This window comes from Chryseobacterium sp. T20 (assembly GCF_047345655.1).
Classification (GTDB): Bacteria; Bacteroidota; Bacteroidia; order Flavobacteriales; family Weeksellaceae; genus Chryseobacterium.
This window is the reverse complement of the sequence record NZ_JBLFDU010000003.1, coordinates 554,414-569,627: the sequence shown is the minus strand read 5'-3', so window position 1 is coordinate 569,627 and position 15,214 is coordinate 554,414. Positions and strand designations below refer to the sequence as shown.

At 35.2% G+C, this 15,214-nt stretch carries 17 protein-coding genes and 1 tRNA gene; 10 read left to right on the top strand and 8 right to left on the bottom strand.

The window, feature by feature from the left end:
- Positions 1-2: 2 nt before the first annotated feature.
- Both ACMA47_RS11100 and ACMA47_RS11095 read right to left on the bottom strand, forming a co-directional pair.
- A tRNA-Val gene (locus ACMA47_RS11100) sits at positions 3-77 on the bottom strand.
- A 42-nt stretch (positions 78-119) separates the two neighbouring features.
- Positions 120-1,364 (bottom strand): bifunctional folylpolyglutamate synthase/dihydrofolate synthase, encoded by a 1,245-nt coding sequence (locus ACMA47_RS11095; protein WP_413929836.1) that lies wholly within the window; start codon positions 1,362-1,364, stop codon positions 120-122.
- Between the two features lie 183 nt (positions 1,365-1,547).
- On the opposite strand from ACMA47_RS11095, the gene ACMA47_RS11090 reads away from it, so the two are divergent.
- The 5 genes from ACMA47_RS11090 to ACMA47_RS11070 are packed head-to-tail and all read left to right on the top strand — an operon-like array spanning position 1,548 to position 5,744.
- Positions 1,548-2,870 (top strand): TolC family protein, encoded by a 1,323-nt coding sequence (locus tag ACMA47_RS11090; RefSeq protein ID WP_413929835.1) that lies wholly within the window; start codon positions 1,548-1,550, stop codon positions 2,868-2,870.
- Between the two features lies 1 nt (position 2,871).
- Positions 2,872-3,462, top strand: coding sequence for a SprT-like domain-containing protein (locus ACMA47_RS11085; RefSeq protein WP_413929834.1), 591 nt, complete (start codon positions 2,872-2,874; stop codon positions 3,460-3,462).
- A gap of 32 nt (positions 3,463-3,494) precedes the next feature.
- Entirely contained in the window at positions 3,495-4,547 is a 1,053-nt protein-coding gene (locus ACMA47_RS11080) for a mannose-1-phosphate guanylyltransferase (RefSeq protein WP_062672895.1), read from the top strand.
- A gap of 32 nt (positions 4,548-4,579) precedes the next feature.
- Positions 4,580-5,242, top strand: a complete 663-nt coding sequence (locus ACMA47_RS11075; RefSeq protein WP_413929833.1) for a hypothetical protein — start codon at positions 4,580-4,582, stop codon at positions 5,240-5,242.
- Entirely contained in the window at positions 5,211-5,744 is a 534-nt protein-coding gene (locus tag ACMA47_RS11070; protein WP_413929832.1) for a GNAT family N-acetyltransferase, read from the top strand. Before ACMA47_RS11075 ends, ACMA47_RS11070 begins: the two co-directional genes overlap by 32 nt.
- An 88-nt stretch (positions 5,745-5,832) precedes the next feature.
- On the opposite strand, the gene bcp is transcribed toward ACMA47_RS11070, so the two are convergent.
- Positions 5,833-6,282 (bottom strand): thioredoxin-dependent thiol peroxidase, encoded by a 450-nt coding sequence (gene bcp, locus ACMA47_RS11065; RefSeq protein ID WP_413929831.1) that lies wholly within the window; start codon positions 6,280-6,282, stop codon positions 5,833-5,835.
- Positions 6,283-6,315: 33 nt separating this feature from the next.
- Between bcp and ACMA47_RS11060 the strand changes: the two genes are divergently transcribed.
- The 5 genes from ACMA47_RS11060 (at position 6,316) to ACMA47_RS11040 (ending at position 10,816) form a co-directional block, all read left to right on the top strand.
- The gene (locus ACMA47_RS11060; RefSeq protein WP_034694138.1) at positions 6,316-6,936 is read left to right on the top strand and encodes an endonuclease III domain-containing protein; all 621 of its coding nucleotides are present in this window, start codon (positions 6,316-6,318) and stop codon (positions 6,934-6,936) included.
- Between the two features lie 306 nt (positions 6,937-7,242).
- Positions 7,243-8,016, top strand: a complete 774-nt coding sequence (locus ACMA47_RS11055; RefSeq protein WP_413929830.1) for a GLPGLI family protein — start codon at positions 7,243-7,245, stop codon at positions 8,014-8,016.
- 22 nt (positions 8,017-8,038) lie between these two features.
- Positions 8,039-9,655, top strand: a complete 1,617-nt coding sequence (locus ACMA47_RS11050; RefSeq protein ID WP_413929829.1) for a vitamin K epoxide reductase family protein — start codon at positions 8,039-8,041, stop codon at positions 9,653-9,655.
- An 81-nt stretch (positions 9,656-9,736) separates the two neighbouring features.
- Positions 9,737-9,919: a TIGR04149 family rSAM-modified RiPP gene (locus ACMA47_RS11045; protein ID WP_034694146.1), complete on the top strand. Its 183-nt coding sequence runs from the start codon at positions 9,737-9,739 to the stop codon at positions 9,917-9,919.
- Between the two features lie 66 nt (positions 9,920-9,985).
- The gene (locus ACMA47_RS11040) at positions 9,986-10,816 is read left to right on the top strand and encodes a DUF6625 family protein (protein ID WP_413929828.1); all 831 of its coding nucleotides are present in this window, start codon (positions 9,986-9,988) and stop codon (positions 10,814-10,816) included.
- A 240-nt stretch (positions 10,817-11,056) separates the two neighbouring features.
- On the opposite strand, the gene ACMA47_RS11035 is transcribed toward ACMA47_RS11040, so the two are convergent.
- The 5 genes from ACMA47_RS11035 to ACMA47_RS11015 are packed head-to-tail and all read right to left on the bottom strand — an operon-like array spanning position 11,057 to position 15,202.
- The gene (locus tag ACMA47_RS11035) at positions 11,057-11,743 is read right to left on the bottom strand and encodes a hypothetical protein (protein WP_413929827.1); all 687 of its coding nucleotides are present in this window, start codon (positions 11,741-11,743) and stop codon (positions 11,057-11,059) included.
- Positions 11,733-12,335, bottom strand: coding sequence for a hypothetical protein (locus ACMA47_RS11030; RefSeq protein ID WP_413929826.1), 603 nt, complete (start codon positions 12,333-12,335; stop codon positions 11,733-11,735). The genes ACMA47_RS11035 and ACMA47_RS11030 overlap by 11 nt, the downstream gene beginning before the upstream one ends.
- Before the next feature lie 51 nt (positions 12,336-12,386).
- Positions 12,387-12,833, bottom strand: coding sequence for a DinB family protein (locus ACMA47_RS11025; RefSeq protein ID WP_413929825.1), 447 nt, complete (start codon positions 12,831-12,833; stop codon positions 12,387-12,389).
- 7 nt (positions 12,834-12,840) lie between these two features.
- Positions 12,841-13,398 carry a hypothetical protein gene (locus tag ACMA47_RS11020; protein WP_413929824.1) on the bottom strand — a complete coding sequence of 186 codons (558 nt, stop codon included), beginning with the start codon at positions 13,396-13,398 and terminating at the stop codon, positions 12,841-12,843.
- Between the two features lie 7 nt (positions 13,399-13,405).
- The gene (locus ACMA47_RS11015) at positions 13,406-15,202 is read right to left on the bottom strand and encodes a DUF885 domain-containing protein (RefSeq protein ID WP_413929823.1); all 1,797 of its coding nucleotides are present in this window, start codon (positions 15,200-15,202) and stop codon (positions 13,406-13,408) included.
- Positions 15,203-15,214 lie beyond the last annotated feature (12 nt).

Here is a 15,214-nt window from a genome sequence, read left to right as displayed (position 1 = left end):
TGTGGGTCCTGAGGGATTCGAACCCCCGACCCTCTGGGTGTAAACCAGATGCTCTGAACCAACTGAGCTAAGAACCCTCTAGACTTGTTCTCTTGTTTAGAGTGGTGCAAATATACGACTTATTCTTTAATCTCCAAATTTTTTTCTAAAAAATCTCCCACTACAAAGTTGCTTCCGCCGATAAAAATCATTTCTTCGTTTGTACATCGTTCTTTTGCAGAGAGATACGCTTCCTGTACGGAATCAAAAATTTTATAAAAAATTTTCGCCTCCTGAAGCAGATTTTCGTAATCTTCCGGATGTCTTCCCCTGTTGATGGATGGTTTTGCAAAATAAAACTCAGAATTTTCAGGAAGTAATTTCATCACATCATCTATTTTTTTGTCATTCACAAACCCCAAAATAACATGCTTGTGTCTGTTAATTGAATTTAATTGTGAAAAAACATACTCCAAACCTGCCTGATTGTGTCCCGTATCACAAATCGTAAGCGGATTTTGTGAAAACTCAAACCAACGGCCAATAAATCCTGTATTCTGATGAACATGGAGAAGCCCGTTTTCAAGATCTTCATCAGAAATAGGTACTCCCAGTTTTTTTAATTCTTCTACTGCAGCTAAGACAACCCTGATATTCTTTTTCTGGTAATTTCCTTTCAGATCAGATTCCAGGTTGGTATTAATAAGCGTAGCATCTATAAACGGTGCATTTTCTTTCGTTGCTTTCTCCTGAATGATATTTCTAACGGCTTCATTCTCGTCACCGGAAATAATCGGGATATGTTGTTTAATAATTCCAGCTTTCTCAGTAGCAATTTCTTCGATGGTATCTCCAAGAATATTCTGATGGTCCAGCTGAACATTAGTAATAGCCGAAATCAATGGATTGATAATATTTGTGGAATCCAGTCTTCCTCCCAATCCTACTTCAATAATGGCAAAATCTACCTGCTGCTGATAAAAATATTCAAAAGCCATGATGGTTGTAAACTCAAAGAAAGAGGGACGGATATCTTCCGGAATCGTTTTTAATTTTTGAATAAAATCAAAGACAAATTCTTTATTACAGTTTTTTCCATTGACCTTTATTCGCTCTGTGAAGTCGATAAGGTGTGGAGAATTGTATAATCCGGTTTTATAGCCAGCCTCCTGAAGAACCGATGCCAGCATATTGCTTGAAGAACCTTTTCCATTGGTTCCGCCAATGTGAATACATTTTATTTTATCCTGAGGATTTCCAAAGAAAGCACAAAGCTTTGTAATGTTATCAAGTCCAGGTTTATAAGCCTTCTGTCCATCTATCTGATAGTTGGGCATCTGTACGAAAAGCCAGTCGATAGCTTCCTGATATTGTTCATTTGTCATGGTGCAAAATTCCCAAAAGTTTTTTTAAAATAAAATATAATTTTTCAATCTGTAACTTTTTTATATTTAATTCGTCTAATATTGAAAAATCTTAATATGAAATCGCTGTGATTTACATGGTATAGTACTCATGAAGATAATACGATTCCATATGACCATTAAAAACAAATAAACATATACAATATGAAAAAAGTTTGGATCATCGTTTTTGGATTAGGTTATCTGGGTTTAAGCGCTCAGAAGAAATGGTCCTTAAAAGAATGTGTAAGCTATGCAGTGGAGCATAATCTTCAGGTTATCCAAAATCAGTATAACAAACAAAACCAGGAATACAATCTTAAAGCAGCCCAAAAGGAATATTTACCTTCTGTATCAGGGAGTATGACAAATGGGGTGAGTTTTGGGCAAGGGTCATTAGGAGCCGGAAGCTTTAGAAACGATAGGTTCAATAACAGTATTGGTCTGGGTGCCGATATTTTGGTGTATAATAATGGAAGACTAGAGAAAAATGTAAGAAAGGCTCAGTTTGATGTAGAAGCAAGCCAATATGACATTGAAACCATTAAAAATGATATTTCCCTTCAGATCGCTCAGCAATATCTGACCACTTTGTTGAATAAAGAGATTGTTAAAATCTCTCAGAGTGCCGTGGATAATGCACAGAAACAGTTTGACAGAGCTAAAATCACAACTCAGGTTGGAACAACAGCCCAGACAGTTCTGGCAGAGGCTGAAGCTGCACTGGCAAGAGAAAAACAAAACCTGAAAACTGCGGAAGTAAACGTTGGCCGTGCTTTGTTTGCCATCGTTCAGCTTTTACAACTTTCAGATTATAAGGGTTTTGATGTGGAAGATGTGAATATTCCTGAAAAGCTTGATTTACAACTTACTACCGCCGATGAAGTGCTTACAACAGCATATGAGATACAGCCTCAGATCAAAGCAGCGGAAAGCCGTATAAGATCTGCCGAAGCACAAACTGAGGTAAGCAAAACAGCATACTGGCCTACATTAACAGCGAGCGCTGGTCTTAACACTTTCTATAACAGACAATTTGATCCTATGCCAGGCACTGTGCAGGGGAATTTTTTTGAACAATATAAAGATCAGTTCGGACAAAACGTAGGGCTATCACTGAATATTCCGATCTTCAATAAAGGGAAAACAAAACTTCAGGTAGAACAGTCTAAAATAAATGAAAGCTTAGCTAAGAATTCCCTGGAACAACAGAAACAGACCGTAAGACAAAACGTGCAGAAAGCTCAGTTTGATGCTGATGCCAATTATGAAACTTATCTGTCAGCAGTAGAAGCAGAAAAAAGTTCGAAACTGGCTCTCGATTTTGCTGATAAAAGTTATACTGCAGGAAGAACAACCATCTATGACGTCAACGTGGCGAGAAATAATTATGCAAATGCACAGGGATCAGTAGCGCAGGCAAAATATAATTATCTTTTTAGTCTTAAACTATTGAATTTCTATGCAGGAATTCCATTAAGTTTGTAAAATGCCAATTAAATCATTAGAAAAATACTTACCTCAAAATACACTTAAATATTTAAGAATCTGGTTTGCAGATTACTATATACATATAAAAGTCACAAGAAACAGAAATTCAAAGCTGGGAGATTACAGAAAACTTCCGGACAATTCTCATGAAATTACGGTAAATTCTACCCTTACCCCGCAGCTTTTTTTCTTTGTACTCACTCATGAGCTTGCCCATTTGATTGCTTTCGAAAAATATGGACGAAGAATTTCTCCTCATGGTAACGAATGGAAAGAAACTTTCAGAAATATGCTCCTGGAAAGTCTTGAAATTTATGATGAAGAACTCAAACCTATCATCATCAAATTTTCAAAATCACCCAAAGCCAATTTCATGGCAAGCCCTGATCTGGTAAGATATTTCCATACTGAGAAACAGGATGATACTCTTCAATTTATCGAGGAACTTAAAAAGGGAGAATTTTTTATCTATCGCAACGAAAAGTATTTATTAGAAGGTCTAGTTAAAAAAAACTATCTTTGTAAGAACCTGGCTACTGGAAGGAAGTATTCTTTCAAGCCTTTAGCGAGGGTAGAAAAATGTAGCTAAGAATGTTAAAATCAGATAGATACTGTGTTATAATGGCGGGGGGGATCGGAAGCCGGTTCTGGCCTATGAGCACGCAGAAATTTCCAAAACAGTTTCAGGATATTTTAGGAACCGGACGCACCATGATTCAGCAGACCTATGACCGAATCAGCAAGGTAATTCCTAAAGAGCAGATATTCGTGATTACGAATAAAGAATATGTTCCTGTTTCCCATCAGCAGCTTCCGGAAATTCCTGAAGAAAATATTGTGGGTGAGCCGTTGATGAAGAATACAGCAGCTTGTAATCTGTATATGGCTAACAAAATTGCTGAGATTAATCCGGATGCAACAATGATTGTATTGCCGGCAGATCATCTGATCCTTAAAGAGGACGTATTTCTGGAAAAAGTGGAGCTGGCATTTGAAGTGGCTTCACAGCATGATTATCTGGTAACATTAGGGATAACCCCAACAAGGCCCGACACAGGTTATGGCTATATTCAGTTTGTAGAAAAAAAGGGATCAGAATATTTTAAAGTAAAAACATTCACAGAAAAACCTATTCTTGAAATTGCCCAAAGCTTTTTGGAAAGTGGTGATTTCCTTTGGAATGCAGGAATTTTTGTATGGAATGTGAAAAGTATTCACCATGCTTTTGATCTCTATCTTCCTGAGATGATGCAGCATTTTATGGCTTGTGAGTACAACTCCGAAAAAGAAAACAGCTGTATTGAAACCATTTATCCGAAGGTTCAGAAAATCTCCATTGATAACGGGATTTTAGAAAAGGCAAAGAATGTTTACGTAATTCCTTCAGATTTAGGATGGAGTGATCTTGGTACATGGACGTCCGTATATGAAAATACAGAAAAAGATAAAAACGGAAATGCTGTAAAACTGAAACATTTGCTTTCTTATAATTCAAAAGGAAACATCATCCGTTTAAAGAATAATAACAAGGCCGTGATCATTGACGGCCTTGAAAACTACATTGTTGTAGATACAGATAAAGCGCTTCTTATCTGCCCGAGGGATAACGATCAGCTCATTAAAGATTATGTTCTTGACTTAAAAAACTTTAAGAAGGGCGAGAAGTTTATGTAATATTTGGTATATTTTCTGCTGATTTTTAAATTATGATTAAAACTGCAACCCGATTTACAATTCTTACATTTTTACTTTTGGGAGTATTAGGATTTGCCCAGGAGAAGAAAAAATTTTCAAGCATTCCTGCTATTTTGCAGCAGATCAACCCCGGTAATAGGGTAGATTCATGGGTGTTGGTATACAACAGCTATGGGAAAGGTCAGGAAATAAAGATTTCGGGTAAGGTAAACTATACTCCTCAATTCTCAGGATTCAATCTTTTCCCTAGTGAAGACAGCTTTTATTATATCGCTTATTCGGAAGGAGGTAAAGTAAATTACGTTACGGATGTTGAAGGACTGAAGAAGTTTGTAGACAGAATTGATAATGCTCAGGAAGCAGCTGTTGTATTAGCCGCTGACGGATATATGGTAGATGAGGAGTTTAAGGACCTTGCTGGTAATTATCATGAAGACAAGTCGAATTACTATCTGGACCTTGGAAAACTCACCTCAAAAGAATGTCCATACCAGAAAACACATTATACAGTTACAGTCAATAAATCTACAGGTGCTGTAAGCAATGTCAAAGACAATGGAACCTATATTGAGCTTTACAATAAAAAATGTGCTAATAACCCGAGACTTTTAAAAATCGAAAAAAAAGAAGAACCAAAGAAAGATGAGCCCAAAAAAACACCCAAGCGCAAATAATACCTATGAGACTGAGCGATTAATCCTTCGCCCTATGTCCAGTGAAGACAAAGATTTTGTCTTTGAACTTTATAACAGACCCAAATTCATTCAACATATCGGCAACCGCAATGTAAATTCCATTGAAGATGCTGAAAATTATATCCTCAACAGATTTGCTCCGCAGATAGAAAGACTGGGATTTGGAAACTATCTTTTAGTAACCAAAGAAGGAAATGAAAAAGTAGGAGCAGTAGGAATCTTCGAAAGGGAAGGGCTTGATATTGTGGATATCGGATATTCTTTACTGGAAGAGTTCGAAGGTAAAGGATATGCTTATGAAGCAGCTCAGAAGGTGAAGTCTATTGGGATGGATGATTTTGGATTAACGAAAATATCTGCCATCATTTCAAAAGATAATATTTCTTCTCAAAAACTGATTGAAAAATTAGGGCTGAGGTTTAAAAAACATGTTATACTTCCCGGCGAAACTGAGGAATTAAATTACTACGAAACAGAATAAAAACATAAAAAAGCTTTCACAAATAACGTATAGATTGTAAATCGTGTTATTTGTGAAAGCTTTTGTGATATCTTGTTTCAAAAAAAAATTATCCTTCCAGAATCTGCTCAGCAGCAGTTTTTGACGTTACTTTTTCAATTACCCTTGTACAAATACCATTTTCATCAAAAATAAAAGTGGTTCTTACAATTCCCATATACGTTTTTCCAAACGTTTTTTTCTCCTGCCATACCCCGAATTTTTCGATAATATCCCGGTTTTCATCTGCAATAAGATCATAAGGGAATGCGAATTTGCTATGGAAATTTTTCTGCTTCTTTACTGTGTCTCCACTTACTCCCAGTAATTGAAATCCTGCTTTTTCAAGCTTAGAATAATTATCGCTCAGGTTGCAGGCTTCTACTGTACAGGTTGGTGTACTGGCTTGCGGATAGAAGAAAACGACCAGTTTTTTTCCAATTAATTTTGATGAGGTTACTGTTTCTCCGTCTTGATTGAATCCTTCAAATTCAGGTAATTTATCTCCAACTTTCAGCATAATGATTTAATTTTGTTCAAATTTAAGGCATACATGACAAAAAAACAAAGAGCTGAGCTCGTTCAGATAGAACTGGAAAAATTATATCCCACTACACCTATTCCGTTAGATCATACCGATCCCTATACATTGATGGTTGCTGTAGCGCTTTCTGCGCAGACTACAGACAAAAAAGTTAACCAGGTTACGCCTGATCTTTTTGCCGTGGCAGGAACTCCCCAAAGAATGGCCAAGCTGGAAGAATTTGAAATCAAAGAGCTGATCAAAGAAATCGGATTGTCCAATACAAAAGCTAAAAACCTGAAGAGAATGGCTGAACTTCTGTTGGAAAGGCATAATGGTATTGTTCCACAAACTTATGAGGAATTAGAGGCACTTCCAGGAGTTGGACACAAGACTGCTTCGGTTGTAATGAGCCAGGGATTTGGATTTCCTGCTTTTCCGGTAGATACACACATTCACCGTCTGATGACCCAATGGAAACTTACGTCTGGAAAAAATGTGGTGGAAACAGAGCGTGATGCGAAGAATTTATTCCCTGAAGAAGTATGGAACAAGCTTCACCTCCAGATCATTTTCTATGGAAGAGAATATTCTCCGGCAAGAGGAAAAGGAGAGAAGGATTTTATTACGAAAATGATGTTTGAGAAATAGGATTAACATTTTTTAAGATAATTTTAGCTGTTTTCGGCTTTTAATATCAGTATATGAACACCATTTCTTGGTGTTTTTTTTTATCTCATAAATTGCTTTTTGGATTTTTTTTTCACCAATAAAGGATATTTGTAAATTTTCACCAAAAAACCTCTATTTTATGAATTTAACTTTATCTGTTTGATTTATAGTATCATTTGGAGACAATAGTAAGTTTTTCAAAATTTTCTTTGCTGTAAATAATTACAGAGGTATTGTATTTCAATAAAAAGAGATATATTTGGATCAGTACCATGAAGACCCAAAATGAAAAAAGTTAATCTTTTCGTTTTATTTGTAGTTTTATTTTCCTGTACCTGTAAAGGGCAGGTTCATCGTTTTTATTATGAACTTACCTATAAACCTTCTACCAAAAATAAGACGATAAAGACCGATATATTCTATTTGGACAGTCTTGATAAAAGGTCTGTATTCATTCGAAAAGAGAAGTGGGAATCAGATTCTCTTTTCACATCACAATCCCCAGTTTTATCATTAGGAACAATGAATTTTAAGGTAATAAAAGATCTTGGTAATTCATCTGTTATTCTGAAAGATGATTTATTTATAGGTGCTATTTCCTATAAAGAATACCCTGATCTTCATTGGAAGCTTTTACCTGAAAAAAGAAATATCGAGACGTTTCAAGTACAAAAAGCAGAAGCCAATTATGGAGGAAGGCGCTGGATAGCATGGTTTACTCAGGATATTCCGGTTTTTGATGGGCCTTATGTTTTTATGGGGCTTCCTGGATTGATCATAGAGCTTAGAGATGATGCTAACGAGTATCAATGGAAATTTAAAGGGAGTAGAAAAAATGTCAGGGCTACATTGCAAACAGAATCAGTAATGGAGGATGTTGTAATGTCAAAAGAAGCCTATATAAAAAGTAAAGAAAACTTCATAAATGATCCCCTGCCAATTTTGATGCAAAGCATGACAGATGTTAGTAAAAGTTCCGAAATCATGAATAAAATGCACCAACAGGCAGAATCAATAAAAAAATATTATCAGGACAATGATAATACTATTGAAAGATAGTATAAACAAATCAACTATAACCATGGAATTAAGAAAAGAAATTAACGCTGTGTTTTTATATCTGGAATCAATTGATGTAAAGATTGATAAGAATGATTACATCTATCAGGTAGAATCACATCCAGAAACTCCAAGTCTCTTGGCTTTCAGTGATGCTCTTAGTTTTTTTGGTATTCCCAATGGCGCCTTTACAATTGAATTCCAGGATTTTGATCATTTACCGGATACTTTTCTCACCATATTGGATGTAGGAAACGGACATTTGATTTTATCATATATAGAAAAAAAAGAACAAAATATTTTATATACTGATCATGAAGGGGTTCAGAAAAGCATTTCTCTCTCTGAAATGGAGAATGTATGGACAGGAGCAGTACTTGCAGCTGAAAATAATGGGGAAATTACAAAATCATCTGATTCTTTTTATACCAAATTGTTACCGGCGTTGATCATTTGCGCTGTCATTTTGATATTGTTTTTTATTGGCGGATGGTTTCTAAGTGGCTTTGGATTCATTACAATGATAGGATTGTTTTTTTCTTTCGAAGCTATAAAAACAGAATTAGGCTTTGAATCCGGTTTTTCTGCTCAGATTTGTGATGGCAGTGAAAAGTCAAGTTGCAGTCAGATTATCAATTCAGAAAAAGGAAAGATTGCAGGTTTCAAATTAAGTGATCTCAGTATTTTTCTTTTTGGAACTCAGCTTTTATCATTGGTAGTGCTCAATCAGGATTTCCTCAATAACTATTATTTTCTCATTGGAGTTTCTCTGCTGGCATGCATTCCATTTACTTTATATTCTATTTATTTTCAGATGAAAGTAGAGAAAAAATGGTGTCCGATATGCTTGAGTATTATAGGGGTAATTTATGCACAGCTCATTTATCTGATGTTTAATATGACAGGGATTTTGAGTAAAGTAAACATTGATTTTACAACGATTTCTCTTTTAGCTGCAGTAGTTGTTGTTTTTGCCGGAACCTATTTCTTTGCTAAAAAAGCACTTATAGGCTATGGTAAACTAAAGAAAGATACAGAATTTGATTCCCGATATATAAGACATTATCCTTACTTTAAAAATATACTGACGAGCACAGAACCCCTCCATTTAAAGGCAGAACCAATCCTGCTGGGAAATCCAAATGCGCCTGTTACAATTACTTTTATTACAAGTCCTTTGTGCGGATACTGTAGAGAAGCGCATGATTTTTTACAAAGAATTTACAATCAATATAAAAATCAGGTCAACATCAAAATCAGATTTAATATGACAGGAGTCGTAACGGCTGAAGTAGAAGAGATGTTGATCCAGCTCCTGAACATTTATCAAACGAAAGGCGAAGATAAATTTATTGAAGCTCTTCATGACTGGTATAGTCACAGACAGGCAGAGAAATGGTTGAAAAAATATAGTACAACTCTTGATAACAGAACCTTTCTACTGAATAAACTGGTTTCTGTTTCTTATGAAAATTTACAGAATAACCTGTTTTTCACACCGCATTACTTTATCAACGACTATGCATTTCCTGTAAGACTTAATAAAAAGTATATGGAAGTATTTATGCCAGATCTTATTGAGGATGAATGGAATGAACAGCTTGATTCTGTAGAAGAATTGGAGGTTGAATACACATAAAAGAAGGAAATTATTATAATAATTATACAAAGAGGAAGCCGAAAATCTAAAGAGTAGGCAAACAAATTAAAACAAATTTCTATGAAAAAATTACAAAAGCTGAGCTTAAATGCCATGAAAAACGAAATGAGCAGAAACGAAATGAGAGTTATTAAAGCTGGTTCAGCAGGTGAGCCAGGAACTTGTAACTGTAATTCACAGTACTGCTATATGAATGGTATGAGAGCTGTATGTGGTGGTGGATGGCCAGCAAAATGCTGCTAATCAGTCGAAAATAACTTATATTTTTTCTGTAATTGCAATTTTGCAATTACAGAATTTTTTTAACCTATGAATACACCAAGTTTAGTTTTAATTACCTGCTGGTATGGCAAATATCCCTGGTATATGCCGTATTACCTGCATTCTTGTGCTTTTAATCCAAGTGTAGATTTTGTGATTATAACTGATAATACAGAGAAGGTAAAAAACGTACCCTCAAACGTGAAAATAATCCATAAAAATCTGGAAGATATCATCTACGATACATCTAATAGACTTGGATTTCCAATCAACATAGATTATCCTTATAAGCTATGCGATTTTAAGCCTGCGTATGGCTTTATGTTTCCGGAGCTTATAGATGGATATGATTTCTGGGGGCACTGCGATCTTGATCTTATTTATGGAGATATAAGAGCTTTTTTTACCAATGAATTTCTCGACAGTTATGATTATATCAGTGTAAGGGATGATTATACCACAGGTTGTTTCGGACTGTACAGGAATAATGAACTCCTGAATACATTTTTCCAAAGAAGCAGGGATTATAAAAAGGTATTTTCTATGCCGGATCACTTTTGTTTTGATGAATGCAATTTTGTTTGGGACGATCTCGCAGAAGGTATTCCTATTTTCGAAATTGAAACAGAGATTGAAAGTTTTACCCATATCATGAAACATGCTGAAAGAGATGGAATTCTCAGAACCCATTTTGATTTTATTCTGATGGAAGGTTATACCGGAAGAGTAAAATTTGATAACGGTAAGATAATTTACAAAAACAAATATGAGGCAATTATGTTTCATATGTTTTGGCTTAAAAAAGTATATAACCCCGAAAAAGTACCTGCAAAAATCCCCAACAGGTATAATGTAAGCCCCACTAGAATTTATTGGTAATTACTGTAATACTAATTAAAAAATAATACCATGAAAAAATTACAAAAAATGAGTCTCAGTGTTATGAAAAACAACATGAACAGGAACGAAATGAGAGTTATTAAGGCCGGATCCGGGCCAGGTGTTTGTGGCTGTCAATCTCTACACTGCACTGTGAAGGGTTACGCATTAGCATATTGCAACCCTGGTGGATATTTATGTTGCTAATATATTTTTGGAAATTTATAAAAAGAGAGAACATTAAACTGTTCTCTCTTTTTGATTCATTAGTATAAATTGTTTGTACTTTTTTTGATAGACACCAAGCGTAAGATCTGCTGTTTTAAAATATTCTTCAATATTCCCATTGATGTTATTTTCTTCTGTAATATCAGAATATCCAAAATCTTTCTGAACGGAAATAAAAGGATATAATACCATTTTATGAGCTGACAGCTGTGATAAAAAGTTATCTGCAGTATCTTCCGGTCCAAAGTCAGCATTGAGTATCTGATCAAAAAAACGACTATAAATCACCATAAACTGGGTACACCAGAAATGATTGATCCAAAATCTGTTTTCTGTAACAGGAACAACAAATCTAAAGCCTCCTCCGATACCTCCGGCTAGGATATCTGCTCCCTGTTCATTAGATTCTATGATATGCTCCATCAATGCATCTCTATCATAATGTTCTGTGAAAATATGATCATCTTCTACGATAATGATTACATCATCTTCGTTTTCAATAGCAATGCTTACCGTTTTTTTTATGCTTTCCCACAATCCTATATTTCCTTTTTCATGAATACAGGCTTCTACAATATGGCAATCAAATTCAGGTTTTCCCTCAAACTCTTTTAAAATACTTTCCCTTCTGTCTTCTCTATGTTTCAGATTAATAATGTATGTAGGGATCATAATTTCTGAAAAGCTGTTACGACTCATAGCTGTAGTATTTTTTTATTTGAGAAAGTTCATCCAGAAGATCTTCAGGATTGTCATCCAGATTCTGGAAGTCAATAGTGTTTTCGAAGGATTGAATATTCCCATCATTATTATAATGAGAAATAAAAGGATGCATGACAAAAACATCTTCCAGATTTGACGATAAGAAAACATCAAGTGGCAATGGAGCTGTGGAATTCTCATGTAAGAAAAGAGGAAATGTTTTTTTGAAAATAATTAGGAATTGCGATCCCTTAAAACCATCCACCCAAAAAATATGATCTGTTGCTTCTATTGTCTTTTCGAAGCTTAATAGACCTCCCAATAATAGGTTTCCTCCAATTTTTTTTACTTTATCAATACAACTTTCAAGATATTCTTGTGAAAAATTTGAACAGAACTGATGTTGAGAAGTGGAAATAATGACATGCTCTTCTTCATAGTTCTTTTTTATTATATTCTTCAGTTCTCCTGTGATGCAGAGAGGTTCGTCAGTGAAAATAAATTCTGGTGCAAAATGCCTTTCTTCGTATTGTTGTAAATCAACAGGTGATTTTTCAGAATACGAAGAGAAAACAAAAATTTTCTTCATAAATGATTAGGTTTTCAAGGTACATTAGTTTTGTAAAAATAGGTTATCAGATTAAATATCCAGCAACCTTCTGTGATAATTAATCTGTCCCAAATGGTAATCCAGATGAGCAACCAGATGAATCAGGAAGTAATCTGTGGTCATTTTGCTTTCAAAAACAACCAAAGGGTATTCTTTTTTAAGATCTTCTTCAGACAATTGTGGAAGAACAGAATCTATCATCGCTATGGTGGCTTCAACTTTTTCAATAAGTTCAGCTCTTGGAATATCTTTTAATGAAAACTCCAGCTCACGATGCCTTACGTAACCCGTATTTCCAAGCTGTGCTCCTACAAAATGATTGATATTTCCAACCAGATGAAGGGTCAGATTACCCGCAGAATTGGCAATGCTTTTATCAATCTTCCAAAGGTTTTCTTCTTTCTGATAGGCTTCTATCTCTGTTTTTAATTTATTTAAATCTCTGTTGAAAAGAGATCTTAGGCTTTCTGTGATCATATCAATTTTACTGTATTTTAGTTTTAAAGTATCCTCTGAAGTGTTTAAAAACCAAGCTGTCAATGCTGCATTTGTAATCTATAAAACCATAAATGCTATCATTTTTGTTGAACTTATTAGTGCTTAGAGTCAGTTTCTGTTCCAAAACTTTTGATTTTATGAATCTTTTCTCTGTTTTTAAAGTTTTAGGATCAATATCTTTTATATAAAATTGGTTGTTGAATACTTTTACCAAAACCCCGTTTCCAAAATAGCCATTATGATTGTTCAGCAGAATATTTAAAGTATCATTCTCATATTGGGCCTTACATTTATAATCATCAAAAATAAAAGATCCTTTAAGAAGACCATCATAATAAAATGCTTTCTGGACAATATAAGCTGTTCTTGTTCGGCTTTCAACAATTTCACTGTTATACAGCTTTAGCTCCGGATATTTCGTGAGAAGCTGAATCGTGTCATAATTGGGTAAATCTTTATTAACGGTGAATTTTTCAAAATTGTGCTCCTTTTGACAGCTCAATAAAACCAATAAAATACCGGTAAAAAATAAAAATAGTCTCATAAAGAAACTATTTTTGTTTTTGAGCCCAAAGCTCCATCTTTCTGTTCAGAACATCCAAAGGAAGACATCCTTGGCTCAATACTTCATCATGGAAGCTTGCCAGATTGAATTTGCTTCCAAGTTCTTTCTGATATTTTTCTCTCAGCTCACGGATTCTTAAAGATCCTATTTTGTAGCCTAAAGCTTGTCCAGGCATTGCCATATAACGTTCAACTTCTGCTACAGCTGCTCCTTCATCATAAGAAATATTGCTTAGGAAATACTTGATCGCCTCTTCTCTTGACATTTTTCCGGTATGAAGTCCTGTATCTACTACCAGTCTTACTGCTCTCAACATCTGATCGCTCAGGTAACCCATTTTTTGATAAGGATCTGTATATAAACCAAACTCAGGGCCTAATGTTTCACAATAATGTGCCCAGCCTTCGCCATAAGCTCCAAACCAACCGAATCTCATGAACTTAGGAAGCTTTGTGTTTTCCTGCTGAAGAGAAACCTGATAGTGGTGCCCTGGGATTGCCTCATGAAGGAAAAGAGATTCCATTCCTGAAGTAACATTGAATTTTGTAGGATCAGGAAGCGGAACATAAAATATCCCTGCTCTTTTCCCATCCGGAGTTCCCGGCATATATTCTGCACTGGCACTTGCCTCTCTGAATTTCTCCGTCTGTCTGATCTCAAACTTTGTTTTTGGTGTTACATTAAACATTGTTTTCAACTTCGGAGTGATTTGCGTTAAGATCCCATTGAATGCATTTAAAACCTCTTTAGACGTTTTATAAGTCATTGCCTTTGGATCCGTTTTTACAAAAGTGATAAACTCTTCAAGAGTTCCTGTAAAACCTACCTGCTGTTTCACTTTTTCCATTTCTGCACGAAGCATAGCTACCTGCTGAAGCCCGATCTTATTAATTTCTTCAGGAGATTTCTTAGTGGTTGTCCAGCTTTTTACATAATAATTGTAGATCTCGTTTCCGTTAGGAAGACTGTTGTATCCATCTGTATCCCTTGCTTTCGGAAGGTACTCTTTTTCTAAAAATGTTCCCATTTTAGTATAAGCCGGAATGATTTTTTTCGTAATAGCATCTTTATAAAGTGCTGAAAATTTCTCTTTCTGAGCCTCTGTGAAGCTTTTAGGGAAATTTTTAATAGGTCCGTAGAAAATATTCTTTTCCATGTCAGACGTTGTAATTTCTTCAGCCTTCATTTGAGGAATCATCTTGACAACCAGTTTTTTAGGAAGGACAACTTTATTGTTGATTCCCTCACGGAAGTTGTCTGCTGCGGCATTCATCCACTCCGGGAATTTTTCCATTCTTTTCAGCCAGTCGCTGTAGTCTTTTTCTGTTTTAAAAGGTTGATTGCCCTGTCCGCTTCCATATAGTGGAAATGTAAGCGGAAGTCCTCCAAATTGAGTAAAAGGAATATATTCCGGATGATAAGCGTAGGCCTCAGTTTTATCTTTTAAAGTATAATCCAAAACATCATACACCACTTTATCTTCATCAGAAAGGGTCTTATAATCTACATGTTCCAGCTGTTTTTGCACAGAATTGTAGAAAGCAATTTCTCCTGAGATAAAATCTTTATCAATATTGATAGGAAGCTGGTCGTTATATCTTGTATCTCCTTGTGCGGTAGCATCTAAAGGATATAGTTTAAGATACTGCTCATAATAGTTGGAAGCGATAGAATCCAGGTTGCTGGGTGTCACTTTTGTAAGTGGAGAGTCCGATTTTTTGCAGGAAGCAAGCCCAATCACCAACCCTAATCCTAGAATACTTTTTGATAAAATGTTTTTCATTTTCAGAATCTT